The sequence below is a fragment of the Ancylobacter crimeensis genome, from assembly GCF_023016805.1.
Classification (GTDB): domain Bacteria; phylum Pseudomonadota; class Alphaproteobacteria; order Rhizobiales; family Xanthobacteraceae; genus Ancylobacter; species Ancylobacter crimeensis.
In genome coordinates, this window is sequence record NZ_JALKCH010000005.1 from 152,691 (window position 1) to 167,800 (window position 15,110).

The 15,110-nt window shown below is 67.0% G+C and carries 13 protein-coding genes and 1 tRNA gene; 7 read left to right on the forward strand and 7 right to left on the reverse strand.

The window, feature by feature from the left end:
- The 3 genes from MWN34_RS08800 to MWN34_RS08810 are packed head-to-tail and all read left to right on the forward strand — an operon-like array spanning position 1 to position 3,908.
- The gene (locus MWN34_RS08800) at positions 1 to 594 is read left to right on the forward strand and encodes a hypothetical protein (protein WP_247028568.1); all 594 of its coding nucleotides are present in this window, start codon (positions 1 to 3) and stop codon (positions 592 to 594) included.
- Positions 587 to 3,268 carry a DEAD/DEAH box helicase gene (locus MWN34_RS08805; protein ID WP_247028570.1) on the forward strand — a complete coding sequence of 894 codons (2,682 nt, stop codon included), beginning with the start codon at positions 587 to 589 and terminating at the stop codon, positions 3,266 to 3,268. The genes MWN34_RS08800 and MWN34_RS08805 overlap by 8 nt, the downstream gene beginning before the upstream one ends.
- Positions 3,198 to 3,908: a hypothetical protein gene (locus MWN34_RS08810; protein WP_247028572.1), complete on the forward strand. Its 711-nt coding sequence runs from the start codon at positions 3,198 to 3,200 to the stop codon at positions 3,906 to 3,908. Before MWN34_RS08805 ends, MWN34_RS08810 begins: the two co-directional genes overlap by 71 nt.
- Before the next feature lie 211 nt (positions 3,909 to 4,119).
- Here the strand turns inward: MWN34_RS08810 and MWN34_RS08815 are convergent.
- The 3 genes from MWN34_RS08815 to MWN34_RS08825 form a co-directional block, all read right to left on the reverse strand.
- Positions 4,120 to 4,196: transfer RNA gene (locus MWN34_RS08815), tRNA-Arg, on the reverse strand.
- Between the two features lie 160 nt (positions 4,197 to 4,356).
- The gene (locus tag MWN34_RS08820; RefSeq protein WP_247028574.1) at positions 4,357 to 5,673 is read right to left on the reverse strand and encodes a glycoside hydrolase family 2 protein; all 1,317 of its coding nucleotides are present in this window, start codon (positions 5,671 to 5,673) and stop codon (positions 4,357 to 4,359) included.
- A complete protein-coding gene (locus MWN34_RS08825; protein WP_247028840.1) occupies positions 5,666 to 7,153 on the reverse strand; it encodes an ATP-binding protein in 1,488 nt (495 codons plus the stop codon). The genes MWN34_RS08820 and MWN34_RS08825 overlap by 8 nt, the downstream gene beginning before the upstream one ends.
- Before the next feature lie 526 nt (positions 7,154 to 7,679).
- Here MWN34_RS08825 and rpmH point away from each other — a divergent pair.
- Genes rpmH through yihA form a run of 4 tightly spaced genes read left to right on the forward strand, consistent with a single transcriptional unit; the run spans position 7,680 to position 10,775 of the window.
- Entirely contained in the window at positions 7,680 to 7,814 is a 135-nt protein-coding gene (gene rpmH, locus MWN34_RS08830; protein ID WP_247028576.1) for a 50S ribosomal protein L34, read from the forward strand.
- A 45-nt stretch (positions 7,815 to 7,859) separates the two neighbouring features.
- Positions 7,860 to 8,270, forward strand: a complete 411-nt coding sequence (rnpA, locus tag MWN34_RS08835) for a ribonuclease P protein component (protein ID WP_247028578.1) — start codon at positions 7,860 to 7,862, stop codon at positions 8,268 to 8,270.
- Positions 8,260 to 10,086, forward strand: coding sequence for a membrane protein insertase YidC (gene yidC, locus MWN34_RS08840; protein ID WP_247028580.1), 1,827 nt, complete (start codon positions 8,260 to 8,262; stop codon positions 10,084 to 10,086). Before rnpA ends, yidC begins: the two co-directional genes overlap by 11 nt.
- Complete coding sequence (gene yihA, locus MWN34_RS08845) at positions 10,086 to 10,775, forward strand: ribosome biogenesis GTP-binding protein YihA/YsxC (RefSeq protein ID WP_247028581.1); 690 nt, start codon at positions 10,086 to 10,088, stop codon at positions 10,773 to 10,775. Before yidC ends, yihA begins: the two co-directional genes overlap by 1 nt.
- Before the next feature lie 188 nt (positions 10,776 to 10,963).
- On the opposite strand, the gene ptsN is transcribed toward yihA, so the two are convergent.
- The 4 genes from ptsN to lptB form a co-directional block, all read right to left on the reverse strand.
- Positions 10,964 to 11,428, reverse strand: a complete 465-nt coding sequence (gene ptsN, locus MWN34_RS08850; RefSeq protein WP_247028583.1) for a PTS IIA-like nitrogen regulatory protein PtsN — start codon at positions 11,426 to 11,428, stop codon at positions 10,964 to 10,966.
- 163 nt (positions 11,429 to 11,591) lie between these two features.
- Entirely contained in the window at positions 11,592 to 12,191 is a 600-nt protein-coding gene (gene hpf, locus MWN34_RS08855; protein WP_247028585.1) for a ribosome hibernation-promoting factor, HPF/YfiA family, read from the reverse strand.
- 161 nt (positions 12,192 to 12,352) lie between these two features.
- Positions 12,353 to 13,894, reverse strand: a complete 1,542-nt coding sequence (gene rpoN / locus MWN34_RS08860; protein ID WP_247028587.1) for an RNA polymerase factor sigma-54 — start codon at positions 13,892 to 13,894, stop codon at positions 12,353 to 12,355.
- A gap of 49 nt (positions 13,895 to 13,943) precedes the next feature.
- Positions 13,944 to 14,705: an LPS export ABC transporter ATP-binding protein gene (lptB, locus tag MWN34_RS08865; protein WP_425532085.1), complete on the reverse strand. Its 762-nt coding sequence runs from the start codon at positions 14,703 to 14,705 to the stop codon at positions 13,944 to 13,946.
- Between the last annotated feature and the right edge of the window lie 405 nt (positions 14,706 to 15,110).

Here is a 15,110-nt window from a genome sequence, read left to right on the forward strand (position 1 = left end):
ATGACGCGATCGAAGCCGCCTTACCACCGTGACGGTTGGGTCTTCCAGGCGATCTCATGGATTGCCGCGCATCGTGGCGAGGCGGGCGCGGTCATCCGCGCGCCGCACATGATCCATGCCCATAAGGGCTTCGACGGCTTCCAGCTGAAGCTCGACAATGCTGGCCAGAACGTCACTGCCGTAGTGGTCTTCGAAGACAAGGCGACCGAGAACCCGCGCAGCAAAATCACCGGCGACGTGTGGAAAGGCATCCGTGATCTAGAAGGTGGCGGGCGGATGAATGAGTTGATCCCCGAGACCGGTGGCTTGCTCGAAGCGCATCACCAGCGCTTTCTCGAACTTGACATCGATGCCGCCATCGAGCGGATCGCCTGGGAGGAGGCCCGCCATTTCCGCGTTGCGGTGACGGCCGACACGAGCCACGACGACGACCTTGCCCGCGCCGAACTCTTTAGGGGGTTCGACGAGGTGGCGCCTGGGCAATCCGCCCGCCGCCAAGCTGAAACCATGGCGATCCCGAAGCTGCGCAACTGGATGAAGACGTTCTCGGCCAATGCGATCCAGCAGATCGAGGAATGGCGCGACAATGTTTGATCCCGTTACGATCGACCTGATCACCCGCGCTCCCCCGCTCGGCGATCTCGACTTCGAGGCGCTGCCGCAGCGCTTCACCAACGCCTTTGCTGAGATCGTGGCGGCGCGCGTCCGGCTGCGCGGCGTAGCCAGTCTGGAGCAGCGCGGCGAGGCCGTGACAGAATTGCTCTCGGAGATGCGCAGGCTGGCGGCGGCACAAGAGCTTCTGGTCGCGACAGCGCCAGAGCGCGCCGACCGCGCATCGGCTGCGTTCGTCGCCGGGACAGCGCACCAGCTTTGCCTGATGGCCGAGATCGTTGTCGCTGACGGGGAGCCCCACTTCTCCAACATCAATGCGATCCATGCCGACCACGAGATCTGCGCGACGCTGCTATTCCTGATCGCTGATTCGCAGAGCGACGCTGCCGAGATGGCTAAGCGGCTCAGGCGGCCGGAGGGCGATCTCAGTGCAGAATCACGCCTCGTGACTGCGATCGGCGACCTCGCGGCTGGCCGCTTGCGTGCGGTGATCGCCAGCGAGGTGGCCGAGGACGATTTCGACGTCTACGATTCGCCCGCCGATACGAGCGGCGGCGGGATCGCGGTCGAGGCACTGCTCCGCCGGCTGCATGCAGGCGTGATCCAGTTGGCGCGGGAACTGCTTACCGCCCCGCGTGCCGATCCCGAGGCGGTCACGATTCCGGAATCCCAGCGCATATTCGCACAGGTTCGCGACCTGTGCGTCGCCCCGATCGACGATGTGTTCGATGCTGACGGCCCGCTTGCCGTCAGCGTCTTTCCCGGTCCCCTGCATATCGCAAAGCTGCTGTTGGCAGTATCCGGCAACCTTGTCGAGGCCAGCCTGTGCCGTGTTTCCGCACCCGATGGCGTCGATTCGGCGGCATGGTGGCAGATCATTCGGCGCGCCGCCCGCAAGCGACCTTACCTCTGGCGAAATCACCGCGAGGCGTTGGAGCGCGGATACCTGGCCAAGGGTGTTTCCGCCGCCGTTAGCTTCCCCACCGGCGGCGGCAAATCCACTCTGGCGGAGCTCAAGATCGCGGCGGCACTGCTGGGCGGCGGTCAGGTCGTCGTACTCGCACCGACGCTGGCGTTGGTCGACCAGACTGCATTTTCTCTAGGGAACGCATTCAAGGACTATAACGTCTTCGGCGACCTCGACGACGAGATCACCTTCTCCGACGTCCTGGTGCTGCCAGAAATCATCGTCACGACGCCTGAGCGCTGTCTCGTGCTCCAGTCGATACAGCCCGAAGCCTTTGCCGATGTGGCTCTTGTGGTGTTCGACGAGTGCCATCTCCTGCATCCGCGTGAATCTGACCGCAGCAGGCGGGCGATCGACGCGATGCTCTGCATCCTGAATCTCACGAGCTACGCGCCGGACGCCGACCTGTTGCTCGTGTCGGCGATGATGCAGAACACGGAAGAAATGGCCGGCTGGGTCGCGGAACTCACCGGTCGCCCATGTCTTCCACTCGACCTCGCCTGGAAGCCGACGCGGCAGGCGCGAGGATGCGTCGCGTATGACGCTGCGCGCATCACCGAGCTTAACGAACTCCTCGCGACCGAGCAGCTCACGGCTACCACCAAGGGCGTTCCCAAGCATCTCGCGAGTCAGCTCGATGCACCGCCCTTCGCATTCTTCTGCCTCCGGCAGACGTGGGCCACCCGCAATCGCGACGATTATGCCCTGATGGCACTGCTTGATGAAGCGGTCCAGTTCGCCTCCAATGCGGCCGAGAAATCTGGCAAATGGTATTTAACGCCGAATGGCAACGTCGTCGCTGGCACCATAGCGGCCGCGGCCGCGGAGGACGGGCTGAAGACACTGACCTTCGTCCAGAGCACGACTGCTGCCGAATCCACCGTCCGCACTTTCCGGAGCCTGCTTCCCAAGCGCCGGGTAACCTTGACCGAGGAAGAGCAGGCCTGGCGCAAGATTGTGGAGGAAGAGCTTGGCGGCCCCCAGCACTGCTATCTCAAACTGGACGCCACCGGCCAGGTCGATGGCAGCGCCACGAGCCATCACGGGCAGTTGCTCAAAGCAGAACGCATGCTTCACGAATCCTTGTTCAAGCGGCGGGATGGCGTAGACGCGTTGTTTGCCACGTCGACGCTCGCACAAGGCATGAATCTGCCGAGTGACATCGTGCTCATCGCCGGCGACAGCCGCTGGGACGTGACCGACGACAAGTTCAAACAACTCGATGCCCACGAACTGCTCAATGCTGCCGGACGCGCTGGCCGTGCCGGCGAAGGAGGACAGGGGTTCATACTCGTAGTTCCTAGCAAGATCATCAACATCGATGATCACGAGAACACGATCAACCAGCATTGGATGTCACTGCAGAGCATTTTCTCGCAATCCGATCAGTGCCTCAGGATCGATGATCCGATCACCGGCCTGCTCGATCGCATCCATATGCACGCGCACGAGGGCAACGAGGACTATTTCCTGGCCCGTCTGCCGGTCGGCGACGGGGACGTCGCCGACGAACCTGCCAGAGCGATGATCAAGCGCTCCTTCGCAGCATACCGAAAGCGCCAGGAAGGCCAGGAAGCATGGATCGACAGCCGTATAGACGCTGCGCTCCAACGTCGCGATGAGCTTTGCGCTGAAGCAGGATCTGACCTGGCTGGAACGCGTCGCCGCTTCCGCCGGCCTACCCTATGAGATCGTCGTCAGTCTTACAGAGCTGGTTGACGCGGGCGCATTCACCGGAGCCAGCGCCGATCGCATAAACGTCCTGTTCGACTGGATCGAAGCGCATCCTGCTTGGTTGATGCACTTGATCCGGCCTAATGACATCGAGGGGCTGTTCGGCAAGGATTATCGTGAGATCGATGGCAATGCCGCAAAGGCAAAGGTCGCACTGCCGGAAATCAGGCCACTCCTGACGGCGTGGATGGCCGGCAAGCCGCTGTGCGAACTCGAACGGGCGATCGGCACCAAGGAGCATCTCATCAAGACCTGTGAGACGGCCCGGCATTTCGCCGTGCGCCTCGTTCCGGACCTCGCCTTTGTCGCTGGTCTCCCCGCACGTATCCTCGCGGCAAAGGCAATGGCGGCGGGTGAAGTGCCAGCCATACCGATCATCGTGCAAACGCTGAGCGGCGTCGTCCGCAAAGGGTGCGCGAGCCCGGAGCAACTCGCCAATGCCGTGCACCTAAAATCCCAGTCGCGGCCGAGTGCCCGCCAAACCTTTGCCACTGTCGCTCATCTCATCCCACCCGGCGATCCGTTCGAGGACTTCGATGATGTTCTGATCCGAGTTCGGCACGCGCACGACGCAGCGATGTTCGACGATCTCTAACGGAGGGCTTGACGCGCGCCACTGCCACACCACGCCGCAGCGTATTTCGTGTGGCAATCATTCGACCGAAAGCGATTCGAACTTTTTCCACCGCCTAACGCCGCCGTTTCTACGCCTTTTCGCTGGCCGGCTATTTCGCGCTCTTTGCAAAGTCGTAGTTTCGGCGGCAATCGGCGGCAATATCGTGCTATAGAGGGCAATCGGCGGAATTTGGCGCGCCCGAAAGGATTCGAACCTCTGACCCCCAGATTCGTAGTCTGGTGCTCTATCCAGCTGAGCTACGGGCGCCCTTGGGCCTGAACGGTGGGTTCAGGCCAACCTCGCGGGGAAGTGTCTCGCGAGGTGGAGCGCTACGTACTTCGTTCCGCGGCGCATTGCAATATCCCCGTCGAAAAGCCCGCCTCTCTTTTGCCGGCCTGTGGATGGCGCCCGGGGGACGGGCTCGGGTTCAGCGGATCTCGAAGGGAAGGTTGGCGGTGGCGGCGGCGCCGCGGCCATCGCGCAGCTCGACGGAAATGCGATAGTGCCCGGGCGGCAGGTCGGCGATCGTGGCCTCCGTCGCAGTCCCGCTCTCCAGCGCCTCCGGATGTTCCGGCGGCAACGGTTCGGTGTCGCCGCCGACCGAGCGGGCGGTGCTCTCCGAGGTGATGATCCAGCGTGCGTCGAGGGTGTCGCCGTCGGGATCGCCAGCCTCGAGCCGCACCCGGCCGGTGCTGCCGGCAGGCCAGGAGGCAAAGGGGGCGCTGATGTTCTCGGCGGGCGTGAGCGAGACGATGCGGGGTGCGCGGTTGTCGCCGGGCGTGTGACCCTTCCAATTTTCTGCCATGGATTCAAGGGGTTCCGTCCATTCCCCGGTGGGCAGGAACAGGCTGTGCCAGCTAGTGGTCACCTCCTGTTTCTGGCCCCAGAAAAAGAGGATGGCGCCCACGCCCTCCGTGCCGAGGGGGGCGAGGTAGCGGCGCAGCAGGATGGCCTTCTGCGTCGATGACGGCTCGAACGGGGCGCCCCACGGGGTGGTCGCGGCCTGCCACTGGCCCAGCACGCCCATCTCGGTGACGACGACCGGGCCGTCCCAGCCGGCCTCGCGGACGCGGCGGGGGAGGGAGGGGAGAGCCTCGCCATAGGAGTTCACGCCGAGCACCGCGACGTCGGGCGCCGCGGCCTTCAATCGGGCGACCTTGTCGCCGCCGAGTTCGGCCAGAACCGCCATCGTCGGATGCTGCGAATCGAGGCTGCGCACCAGCCGGGCGGCTTCGCCGATCGCGGGCCAAACCTTTGAATCGTCTGATAGATCGACTTCGACCTCATTGCCGATTCCCCACATCAGCAGGGCGGGATGGGTCCGGTAGCGCTCGACCGTGGCGCGGATGTCGGCGAGTTGGCGGGCGACAAAAACCGGGTCGTCATAGTTCGCGCCGACCCTCGGATGGCCGAGCCAGAGCCCGGCGATGACCTTCAGCCCGGCCTTATCCGCCGCGTCCAGAACCGGACCCGGATCGCCGCCATAGGTGCGGATCGTGGTGGCGCCGAGGGCCTTCAGCATCTCCATCCGGCCCTCGCCGGCAGCGCCGCGTACCGGGAAGGGCCGCCCGTCGACGAGCACGTCGCGACCGTCGACGGTGACCTCGGCGGCGTTCACCGGGGACAGGCCGATGGGTGCAGTGAGGTGGATGATGAGGCCAAAAAGGCCGATGCGCACGGCGCGGCGGGCGACAGTCGCGTCGTGACCGGGAAAAAGGTATTTAAGAGCCGCCGCATCAGCCATGCGAGCGTAGAGCCCGGTGGGCGTCGAGATCGAGCGGCCGGTCGGGGATGCTGATCTGGAAGGTCGCGCCGATGGTCCCCGGCACCAGCCGCACGCTGCCGCCATGCGCGCGCATCAGCTCGGCGGCGATGGTGAGGCCGAGCCCGGTGCCGCCGCGCCGGGTGGAGCTCTGGAATGGCTTGAACAGGTGCTCGCGCGCCTTGTCCGGCACGCCGGGCCCGGTGTCGGCGACCTCGATCACCACGATGGCCCCATCCCGCCTCCCGGTGATGCGGAGCTGGTCGCGCGCGGGATCGTTGGGCGCGCGGGCGGCCATCGCCTCGATGGCGTTGCGCGAGAGGTTCAGCAGCACCCGGAAGAGCTGGTCGGGATCGGCATCGACCTCCAGCCCGCGCTCCACCGAGGCGATCCAGCGGATGCCGGCGGCCTCCTCGGCGGTGCCGAAGCCGAGCTGGTCGCGCACCTCGCCCACCAGCCGGGCAAGCTCGACCTTGCGGCGCTGCGGCGCCGGCTCCTGCGCGCGACCATAGGAGAGGCTCTGCTCGCAATAGGCGATGGCGCGGTCCAGCGCCGCGACGAGCTTGGGCGCGAAGCGCTGCACCGCCGGATCGGAGATCATGGTGAGCCGGTCGGACAGAAGCTGGGCGGAGGCAAGCAGGTTGCGCAGGTCGTGATTGATCTTGGAGACCGCCAGCCCCAGCGCCGCGAGGTGGTTCTGCTGCTGCAGCGTGTCGACGATCTGCTTCTGCATCGCGCCGAATTCCCGCTCGGCCTGGCCGATCTCGTCGAAACGCTGCACCGGGCCGAGGGGGATCGGCGTGGTCTCCGGCGATTCGCGGAAGGCGATCATGCGCTGGGTGAGGCGGCGCATCGGGGCGACGAACATCCAGGCGAGGCCGTAATAGACCAGGGCGCCGGTGAGTGCGGTCACCGCCAGCGAGATGAGCAGGATGTTGCGGGTGAAGCGCAGCATCGCCTTGCGCAGCGGGGTTTCGTCCAGCACGATCTCGACGAAGCCGTCGCCACGCGGCGGAGTGCCGACGGCGCGGATGATGCGCCCGTCGCGGGCCATCAGCGTGTCGAGCGCCTCGCTCACCGCCTGCCAGGGGCCGACATCGCGCACGTCGGCGTGATGGTCGACCTCGGGGGGCATGTCGGAGGAGGCCAGCAGGCGGCGGGTGTCGTTCCGCTTGAGGGCGACCGTGATGGCGCCGACGCTGTTCAGCAGTTCCTGCGTGAGCTGCGGCTGGATCATGCCCTCCGGCGCGGCGTCCAGCACGAGGGCGGCGGTGCGGGCGGCGGCCAGCCGGTCGGACAGCCAGTTGAGGCGGAAGGCGGCGACGGCCGGCACCATGATGAGCACCTCCGCCAAAACGACGAAGGCGAGGGTGAAAGCGAGCAGCTTGCCGGACAGGCCGAGCCGGGGGCGCAGGCGCGCAAGACCGCGACCGCCCGCCGCCGCTGCGACGGACGCCGGAATTTCGCCGCTCCTGTTAGAGGCGTCCTCGGCCACCTGAGCTCCCATGCCGGGCGGAAGGCTCCAACCGGCTTTCGCTAAATTAGGAATCGCCTGCTTTTTTGCTAGAGTCGCGCCTCGCGCTCATGTGGTTTCGACAGTGAACGCCTCTCAATAAGGCGGAACGCCGGCTGCTGCACGCATCCTTGTGCGGCGATGCGCCGCGAAGCGGGCGGAAATGGGCCCGCCCGCGGATGGGCCAAAGGCCGGCGCTCCCTTGACGTGACCCGGCGCGCGATCCACAGGAGCGGATACGGAGAGGTCCGCGCGCCGTCCTCCGAAAATCCCGCCTGCGAGAATCCCTCCCTGCTCGTACCCACCCTCGTTGACTTGGCCGCGCCGTCCTCCTATAAGCCGCCACCAACCTTGGCCGCACGGCGACCGGGTCCCCCTGCATTGCGCGACTGCGCCGCGACTGGTTCGTGGCGAGAAGGCCGCGGCGGAGGCGTCCCGGCCGGAAGGCGGCGTGAACAACAGCGGAGAATGACCCGTGAAGCGCACCTATCAACCGAGCAAGCTCGTGCGCGCCCGCCGGCACGGCTTCCGTGCGCGCATGGCGACCCGCAACGGCCGCAAGGTCATTGCCGCCCGCCGGGCGCACGGTCGCAAGCGCCTGTCGGCCTGATCGAGCTGAGAGGCGCGGCGCCTCGTGTCGAGGAGCGGCGCCCCCATGCATCGATTGCTGAAACGCAGGGATTTCGTCGCCGCCGCGGCGGCCCTGCGTGCCAATTCCGGGCCCCTGCTGCTGCAGGCGCGCGCGCGGCACGATGACGACCCGCTTCGCATCGGCCTCACCGTTACCAAGAAACACGGCACCGCGGTTGAGCGAAACCGCATCCGCCGCCGCCTGCGCGCCGCCGTGCGCGAGGCGCTTCCGCGCGCCGGCAAGCCCGGCTTCGATTATGTGATCGTCGCGCGCCGCGACGTCATATCCGCGCGGTTCGACGACCTTATCCATGACATAGAGCGGGGTGTCGCCCGCCTTCATTCGGGAAGCCGGCGCCGGCCGGGCGGGCAGGGGCCGAAAGCCCCGGCGCCCGCATTGCCGCGTGCCGTCGGAGATGCTGTCGATGACCAATGAAAACCGCAACATGATCCTCGCGGTCGTGCTGTCGATGCTGGTTCTGATCGCCTTCCAGTTCTTCTCCGGCATTCCGCAGATGGACAAGCAACGCCAGGTCGCCCAGCAGCAGACGCTGCAGGAGGGCGTGGGCAAAGGCACGACGGCCGAGCAGGCTCCCCCCGCCGCTCCCGGCGCCCCCGATTCGGCGACCCGCGCCCAGCCCGTGCAGCCCGGCATGCCGCTGACCCGCGAGCAGGCGCTGGCGCTTTCCCCGCGCGCTGCGATCGAGACGCCGCGGGTCATCGGCTCGGTGTCGCTGAAGGGCGGACGCATCGACGACCTCTCGCTCAAGGACTACCGCGAGACGGTGGACCCCAAGAGCCCGATCATCATCCTGCTCTCGCCCTCGGGCGGGCCGAGCCCGTTCTATTCCGAATTCGGCTGGGTCGCCGGCGCCGGTTCCACGGTGAAGCTGCCGGATTCCTCGACGCTGTGGTCGGTCGCCGACGGCGCGAAGCTGACCCCCGAGACCCCGCTGGTCCTCACCTTCGACAATGGCGAGGGCCTGTCCTTCCGCCGCACGATCTCGGTCGACGCGAACTACATGTTCGACGTGAAGGACGAGGTGGAGAACAAGGGCGCCGCGGCGGTCTCCCTGCACCCCTTCGCGCTGGTCTCGCGCCACGGCACGCCGCACACGCTCGGCTATTACATCCTGCATGAAGGCCTGATCGGGGTGACCTCCGAGGGCGGCCTGCACGAGATCAAATACAAGGACATCGCCGAGAAGAAGTCCGAGACCTTCCCCTCGACCGGCGGCTGGGTCGGCATCACAGACAAGTACTGGGCCGCCACCGTCATCCCGGACCAGAAGGAGAAGGTGCAGGCGCGCTTCTCCGCGGCTCCTGTGGGCGGCGACACCAGCTTCCAGACCGACTTCCTGGGCGACGCCATCACCGTGCAGCCCGGCGCCACCGGCGCCGTGGACGGCCGGCTGTTCGCCGGCGCCAAGGAGGTGCGGGTGGTCGACGGCTACGAGCACAATCTCGGCATCGACCGCTTCCGCCTGCTGATCGACTGGGGGTGGTTCTGGTTCATCACCCAGCCGATGTTCTGGCTGCTGGACTTCATCTACAAGGGCGTCGGCAATTTCGGCGTCGCCATCCTGATCGTGACCGTGCTGCTGAAGGGCCTGTTCTTCCCGCTCGCCAACAAGAGCTACGCCTCGATGGCCAAGATGAAGGCCATCCAGCCGGAGATCCAGGCGCTCAAGGAGCGCTATGGCGACGACCGGGTGAAGATGCAGCAGGAGATGATGGAGATCTACAAGAAGGAGAAGATCAACCCGGTCGCGGGCTGTCTTCCCATCGTGATCCAGATTCCCGTCTTCTTCGCGCTCTACAAGACGCTGTTCGTCTCGATCGAGATGCGGCACGCGCCGTTCTTCGGCTGGATCCGCGACCTTTCGGCGCCGGATCCGACCACGCTGTTCAACCTGTTCGGGCTGATCCCGTGGGATCCCTCGCAGGTGCCGGTGATCGGCCATTTCCTCATGCTCGGCGTGTGGCCGATCATCATGGGCTGCACCATGTGGGCCCAGATGAAGCTCAACCCGCCGCCGCCGGACCCGACCCAGAAGGCGATCTTCGACTGGATGCCGCTGATCTTCACCTTCATGCTGTCGTCCTTCGCCTCGGGCCTCGTCATCTACTGGGCGTGGAACAACACGCTGTCGGTGATGCAGCAGTCCATCATCATGCGCCGGCATGGCGTGAAGGTTGAACTGTTCGACAACTTGAAGTCGATCTTCCGCCGCAAGAAGAAGACCGTCTGATGGAGCCGGTCGACGGCACGGCGGAGGACGTCGAGGCGTTCTTCACGCCGGAGGAGATCGAGGCCGGGCGCCTGCTGTTCGCGGGCGAATGGAGCTTCACCGGCGCGGCGCCGACCGTCGATGTGCTGCCACCGATGCGGGGCATCGAGATCGCGCTGGCCGGGCGTTCCAATGTCGGCAAGTCGAGCCTGGTCAACGCCATCACCGGGCGGCGGGCGCTGGCGCGCACCTCGGTGACGCCGGGCCGCACCCAGGAACTGATCTTCTTCGCCCGCGGCGCGGGGCTCTCCCTCGTCGACATGCCCGGCTACGGCTTTGCCAAGGCGCCGAAGGAGAAGGTCGACGCCTGGACCGCCACCGTCCACGCCTATCTGCGCGGCCGGGCCAACCTTGCCCGCGTCTTCGTGTTGATCGATTCCCGCCACGGGCTGAAGCCGATCGACGCCGGCGTGCTGGACGGGCTCGACAAGGCGGCGGTGTCCTATGCCGTCGTGCTGACCAAGTTCGACCAGCTCAAGAAGGCCGAGCGCGCCGCCCGCATCGCGGAGACCGAGGCGGCGCTCGCCCGGCGGCCGGCGGCGTTCCCTCACGTGTTCCCGACCTCGAGCCGGGACAATGAGGGCATCGCCGAACTGCGCGCGGGCGTGGCGCGGCTGCTGGCCGAGCGTGGCGTTCCCCTGGCCCCCTGAGGCCACCGGGCCAAGAGGCCACCGGGCCACGGGGCGACCGGGCCACCCTGTTCCCCTGAACATGAAGAAGGCGGCTTCCGGGATCGGAGGCCGCCTTCTTCATGTTCAGGGCAGCGCCACCGCCGCTCAGGCGGTGCACGGGAAGGGGCCAGCGCCGCTGAGGCGGCCGAGACTTCTTCCGATGCCGCTCAGGCGGCGTCGGAGGCCCGGGTGCCGGTCAGCAGCGCGAGGATGGCGCCGGGGTCGCGGGTCGCGCGGATCTTGTTGGCGACCTCCTGGTCGCGCAGCAGCCGGGCGACGCGGGCCAGCGCCTTGAGGTGGTCGGCGCCGGCGGCCTCGGGCGCCAATAGCAGGAAGACGAGGTCCACCGGCTCGCCGTCCAGCGCCTCGAAATCGATCGGCTTGTCGAGCCGGGCGAACATGCCGAACAGGTTCTCCATCTTCGGCAGCTTGCCGTGCGGGATGGCGATGCCGTGGCCGACGCCGGTCGAGCCGAGGCGCTCCCGCTGGTTCAGCGTCTCGAAGATCTCCCGCTCGTCCCGGTGCAGCAATTCGGCGGCACGGGCGGCAAGCTCCTGCAGCGCCTGCTTCTTGCTGCCGGCACGCAGGGCGGGAATGACGGCGGGCAGGGTTACGAGATCGGTCAACGCCATGTCGGATATCCGGGTGAAACGGCGCGTGGGTCGCGGAGCACCGGCCGGGCAGGCGTGCGAGCGCCAAGGGCGGCCGGTGCGGCCATGCGCTCCGCCCGGCAGGCCGGCATCGCGGGGATGCCGGCGGCCGCAGGGCGGGTCGCAGGATGGAGAGGAAGGCCAGTCAATGCACGCCATCCGCCACCGGGAGTGCCGGCGGGTCGATCCAGCCGACATGGCCGTCCGTGCGCCGGTAGACGACGTTGATGCGGCCATGGCTGGCGTGGCGGAACACCATGACGGCGGCGCCGGTGATGTCGAGCTCCAGCACCGCGTCGCTCACCGAGAGGGTGCGCAGGCTGGTGTTGGATTCGGCGACCACGGTGGGGCACCAGGCGTCGACGGGGAGTTCGTCCTCGTCGTCATGCTCCGGCACGGAGAAGACGGTGAGGGGCGCGGATTCCACGGCTTCCGCGACGCTGCCATTGACGGCGCGGCGCTTCACCCGGTTCTTGTAGCGGCGCAGGCGGTTCTCGATCCGCTCCACCGCCGCATCGGCGCTGGCATAGGGCTCCTGCGCGTCGCCATGCGCCTGCAGGATGGTCCCGCTGTCGAGATGCAGCGAACAGTCCGAGCGATAGCCCGAACCCTCGCGGGTGACGGTCACATGACCGGACCACCCGCCATCGAAATATTTGCCGAGGGCTTCGGCAATGCGGTCGGAAACCCGTTGCCGCAAAGCCTCGCCGACGTCGAGATTCTTACCCGAAACGCGCAGCGGCATCGTGACTAGTCCCTTATCTGAGCCGGACGCTGCGGAAGCGTTCCTTCTTCCGCCCGTCCCGCCCGAACCCCCAACTTGCCCGGCCGGCGCCTTTAAGAGCTAGGAGCCTTCACGGATGGTGTCAATGACCACCGCAAACCGGCGTCATGATACCGCCTCAATCAGTGGCCGGAGAGCGCCGCCTGCTTCTCGCGCCGGCGCTGCACGGAGGAGGGAATGCGCATGGCCTCGCGGTATTTCGCGACGGTGCGGCGCGCGATGTCGATGCCCGCCTCGCGCAGGCGTTGCACCAGCGTGTCGTCGGAGAGCACGTCGTCGGCGGTCTCCGCATCGATCATCTGCTTGATTCGGAAGCGGACGGATTCGGCGGAATGCGCCTCCCCGCCATTGGCCGCTGCAATGGAGGACGAGAAGAAATACTTCATCTCGAAGATTCCGCGCGGCGTCGCAATGTATTTGTTCGAAGTAACGCGCGAGACGGTCGATTCATGCATGCCGATCGCGTCGGCCACGATGCGCAGGTTCAGCGGGCGCAGATGCTGCACGCCCAGAGTGAGAAAGGCATCCTGCTGGCGCACGATCTCGGTGGCCACCTTGAGGATGGTCCGCGCCCGCTGGTCGAGCGAGCGGGTGAGCCAGGTGGCGGTCTGCATGCAGTCGGTGAGGAAGGCCTTCTCGCGCTCGTTGCGGGTGGTCTTGCTCACCCGGGCGTAATAGCCCTGGTTCACGAGCACGCGAGGCAGGGTATCGGAGTTGAGCTCGATGAACCAGCTCCCGTCCTGCGCCGCTCGCACGAACACATCCGGCACGATGGGCTGCACCACGCCGGAAGCGAAGGCGAGGCCGGGCTTCGGGTTCAGGCGGCGGATCTCCGCCACCATCTCGGCGAGGTCTTCCTCGTCCACCCCGCAGACCCGCCGGAGCTGGTTGAAGTCGCGCCGCGCCAGCAGGTCGAGATGGTCCAGCAGGGCCGCCATGGCGGGATCGTAACGGTTCTGCTCGCGCAACTGAATGGCGAGGCATTCCGCCAGCGAGCGGGCCCCGATGCCCGGCGGATCAAAGGTGTGGATGACCTCCAGCACCCCCTCGATGGCGGGGGTGAGGGCGCCGAGCTTCTCGGCCACGCTCTCGAGATCGGAGGTCAGGTAGCCCGCCTCGTCGATCAGGTCGATGAGGTGATGGCCGATCAGCCGCGCCACCGGATCGGAGACGGCGAGGGCGAGCTGGCGTTCCAGGTGGTCGGCCAGCGTGGTCTGCGAGGAGACGAAGGCCTCGAGATTGTAGCCCTCCTCGTCACGCCCGCCACCCCCGCCGGTCCATTCCGCATAGCCGCCCGTTTCGACATGGGAGGAGGGCTGAACCGGCTCGCGGCCGGGATCGTCCGGGAACACGTTCTCCAGCCCGGTATCGAGCCGTTCCTCGATGGCGCTGCGGCTGCTGTCGAGGCGGTCCTCCAGCCAGTCGGAGGCCCGCATCTCCGGTTCCGGGAGGCGCTCGCTCTCGCCGGCCTCGCCGGCCTCGGATGCGGCGGGGGCATCCGGCTCGGGCTGGCGCTCCAGCAGCGGGTTGCGTTCCAGCTCGGCCTCGACATAGGCGACGAGATCGAGGTTCGAGAGCTGCAGCAGCTTGATGGCCTGCATCAGCTGCGGGGTCATCACCAGAGACTGGGTCTGGCGGAACTCCATGCGCGGGCTCAGCGACATGGCGAGGCTCCGGTGCGCACCGGGCCGCGGGAAAAAGCCGTCCCGCCGGTCACAGCCTGAACTCCTCGCCGAGATAGAGCCGGCGCACATCGGTGTTGGACACGATCTCGTCCGGCTGGCCCTCCATCAGCACCGTGCCGGAATGGATGATGTAGGCGCGGTCGATAAGGCCCAGGGTCTCGCGCACATTATGGTCGGTGATCAGCACGCCGATGCCGCGCTGGGTGAGATGGCGCACCAGCATCTGGATGTCGCCGACCGCGATCGGGTCGATGCCGGCGAAGGGCTCGTCGAGCAGCATGAAGGTCGGCCGGCTGGCCAGCGCGCGGGCGATCTCGACGCGGCGCCGCTCGCCGCCCGACAGCGCGATCGAGGGCGACTTGCGCACATGGGTGACGCGGAACTCCTCCAGCAGGCTGTCGAGCTGTTCCTCGCGCCGGGCGCGGTTGGGCTCCACCACTTCGAGGATGGCGCGGATGTTGTTCTCCACCGTCAGGCCGCGGAAGATCGAGGCCTCCTGCGGCAGGTAGCCGACACCCAGGCGGGCGCGGCGATACATCGGCAGGTGGGTGACGTCGTGGCCGTCCAGGGTGATGCGGCCGGCATCGGCCTTCACCAGCCCGGTGATCATGTAGAAGATCGTGGTCTTGCCGGCGCCGTTGGGACCGAGCAGGCCGACCGCCTCGCCGCGCCGCACGTTCAGCGCGGCTTCCTTCACGACCTTGCGCCCGCCATAGGTCTTGGCGAGACCGTGGGCGGACAGGATGCCCTCGCCGGCGATGATGCCGGGCGGGCCCCCGCGGCCGGACATCACGCCGGCGCGGGATGCGGACGGAGCGGCCCGCGTGCCGCGCTCGAAGCCGGTGTCGGACGCCATGGCGAGCGTGCCGCCAATGGGAAACAGGCGGTCATTGCGACCGGAGAACGGAAACAGCTTCACGCGCACCCTCCGTGGTGACAGCACCACGGAACCATTGTTAGGGCTTTGCCGGGCAGGTTGCAAATGGACGCATGCAAAAGACGGGCCGCGTATCCGACAAGCCTGCGCACCGCCGCGGCCGCCGGTCGCGGTGGCTCGTCGCGGCGGCTGGTCGCGGCGGCTCATGGACGATGGGCCGCGCCGTCCATGCCGGCCCGGCGTGCGGGCGCTTCCAGCGGGCGACTTGGCCCGAAAGCTTGGCCGGAGGTTCGGCCCGGTGGGGTCGGCACCGCGTCA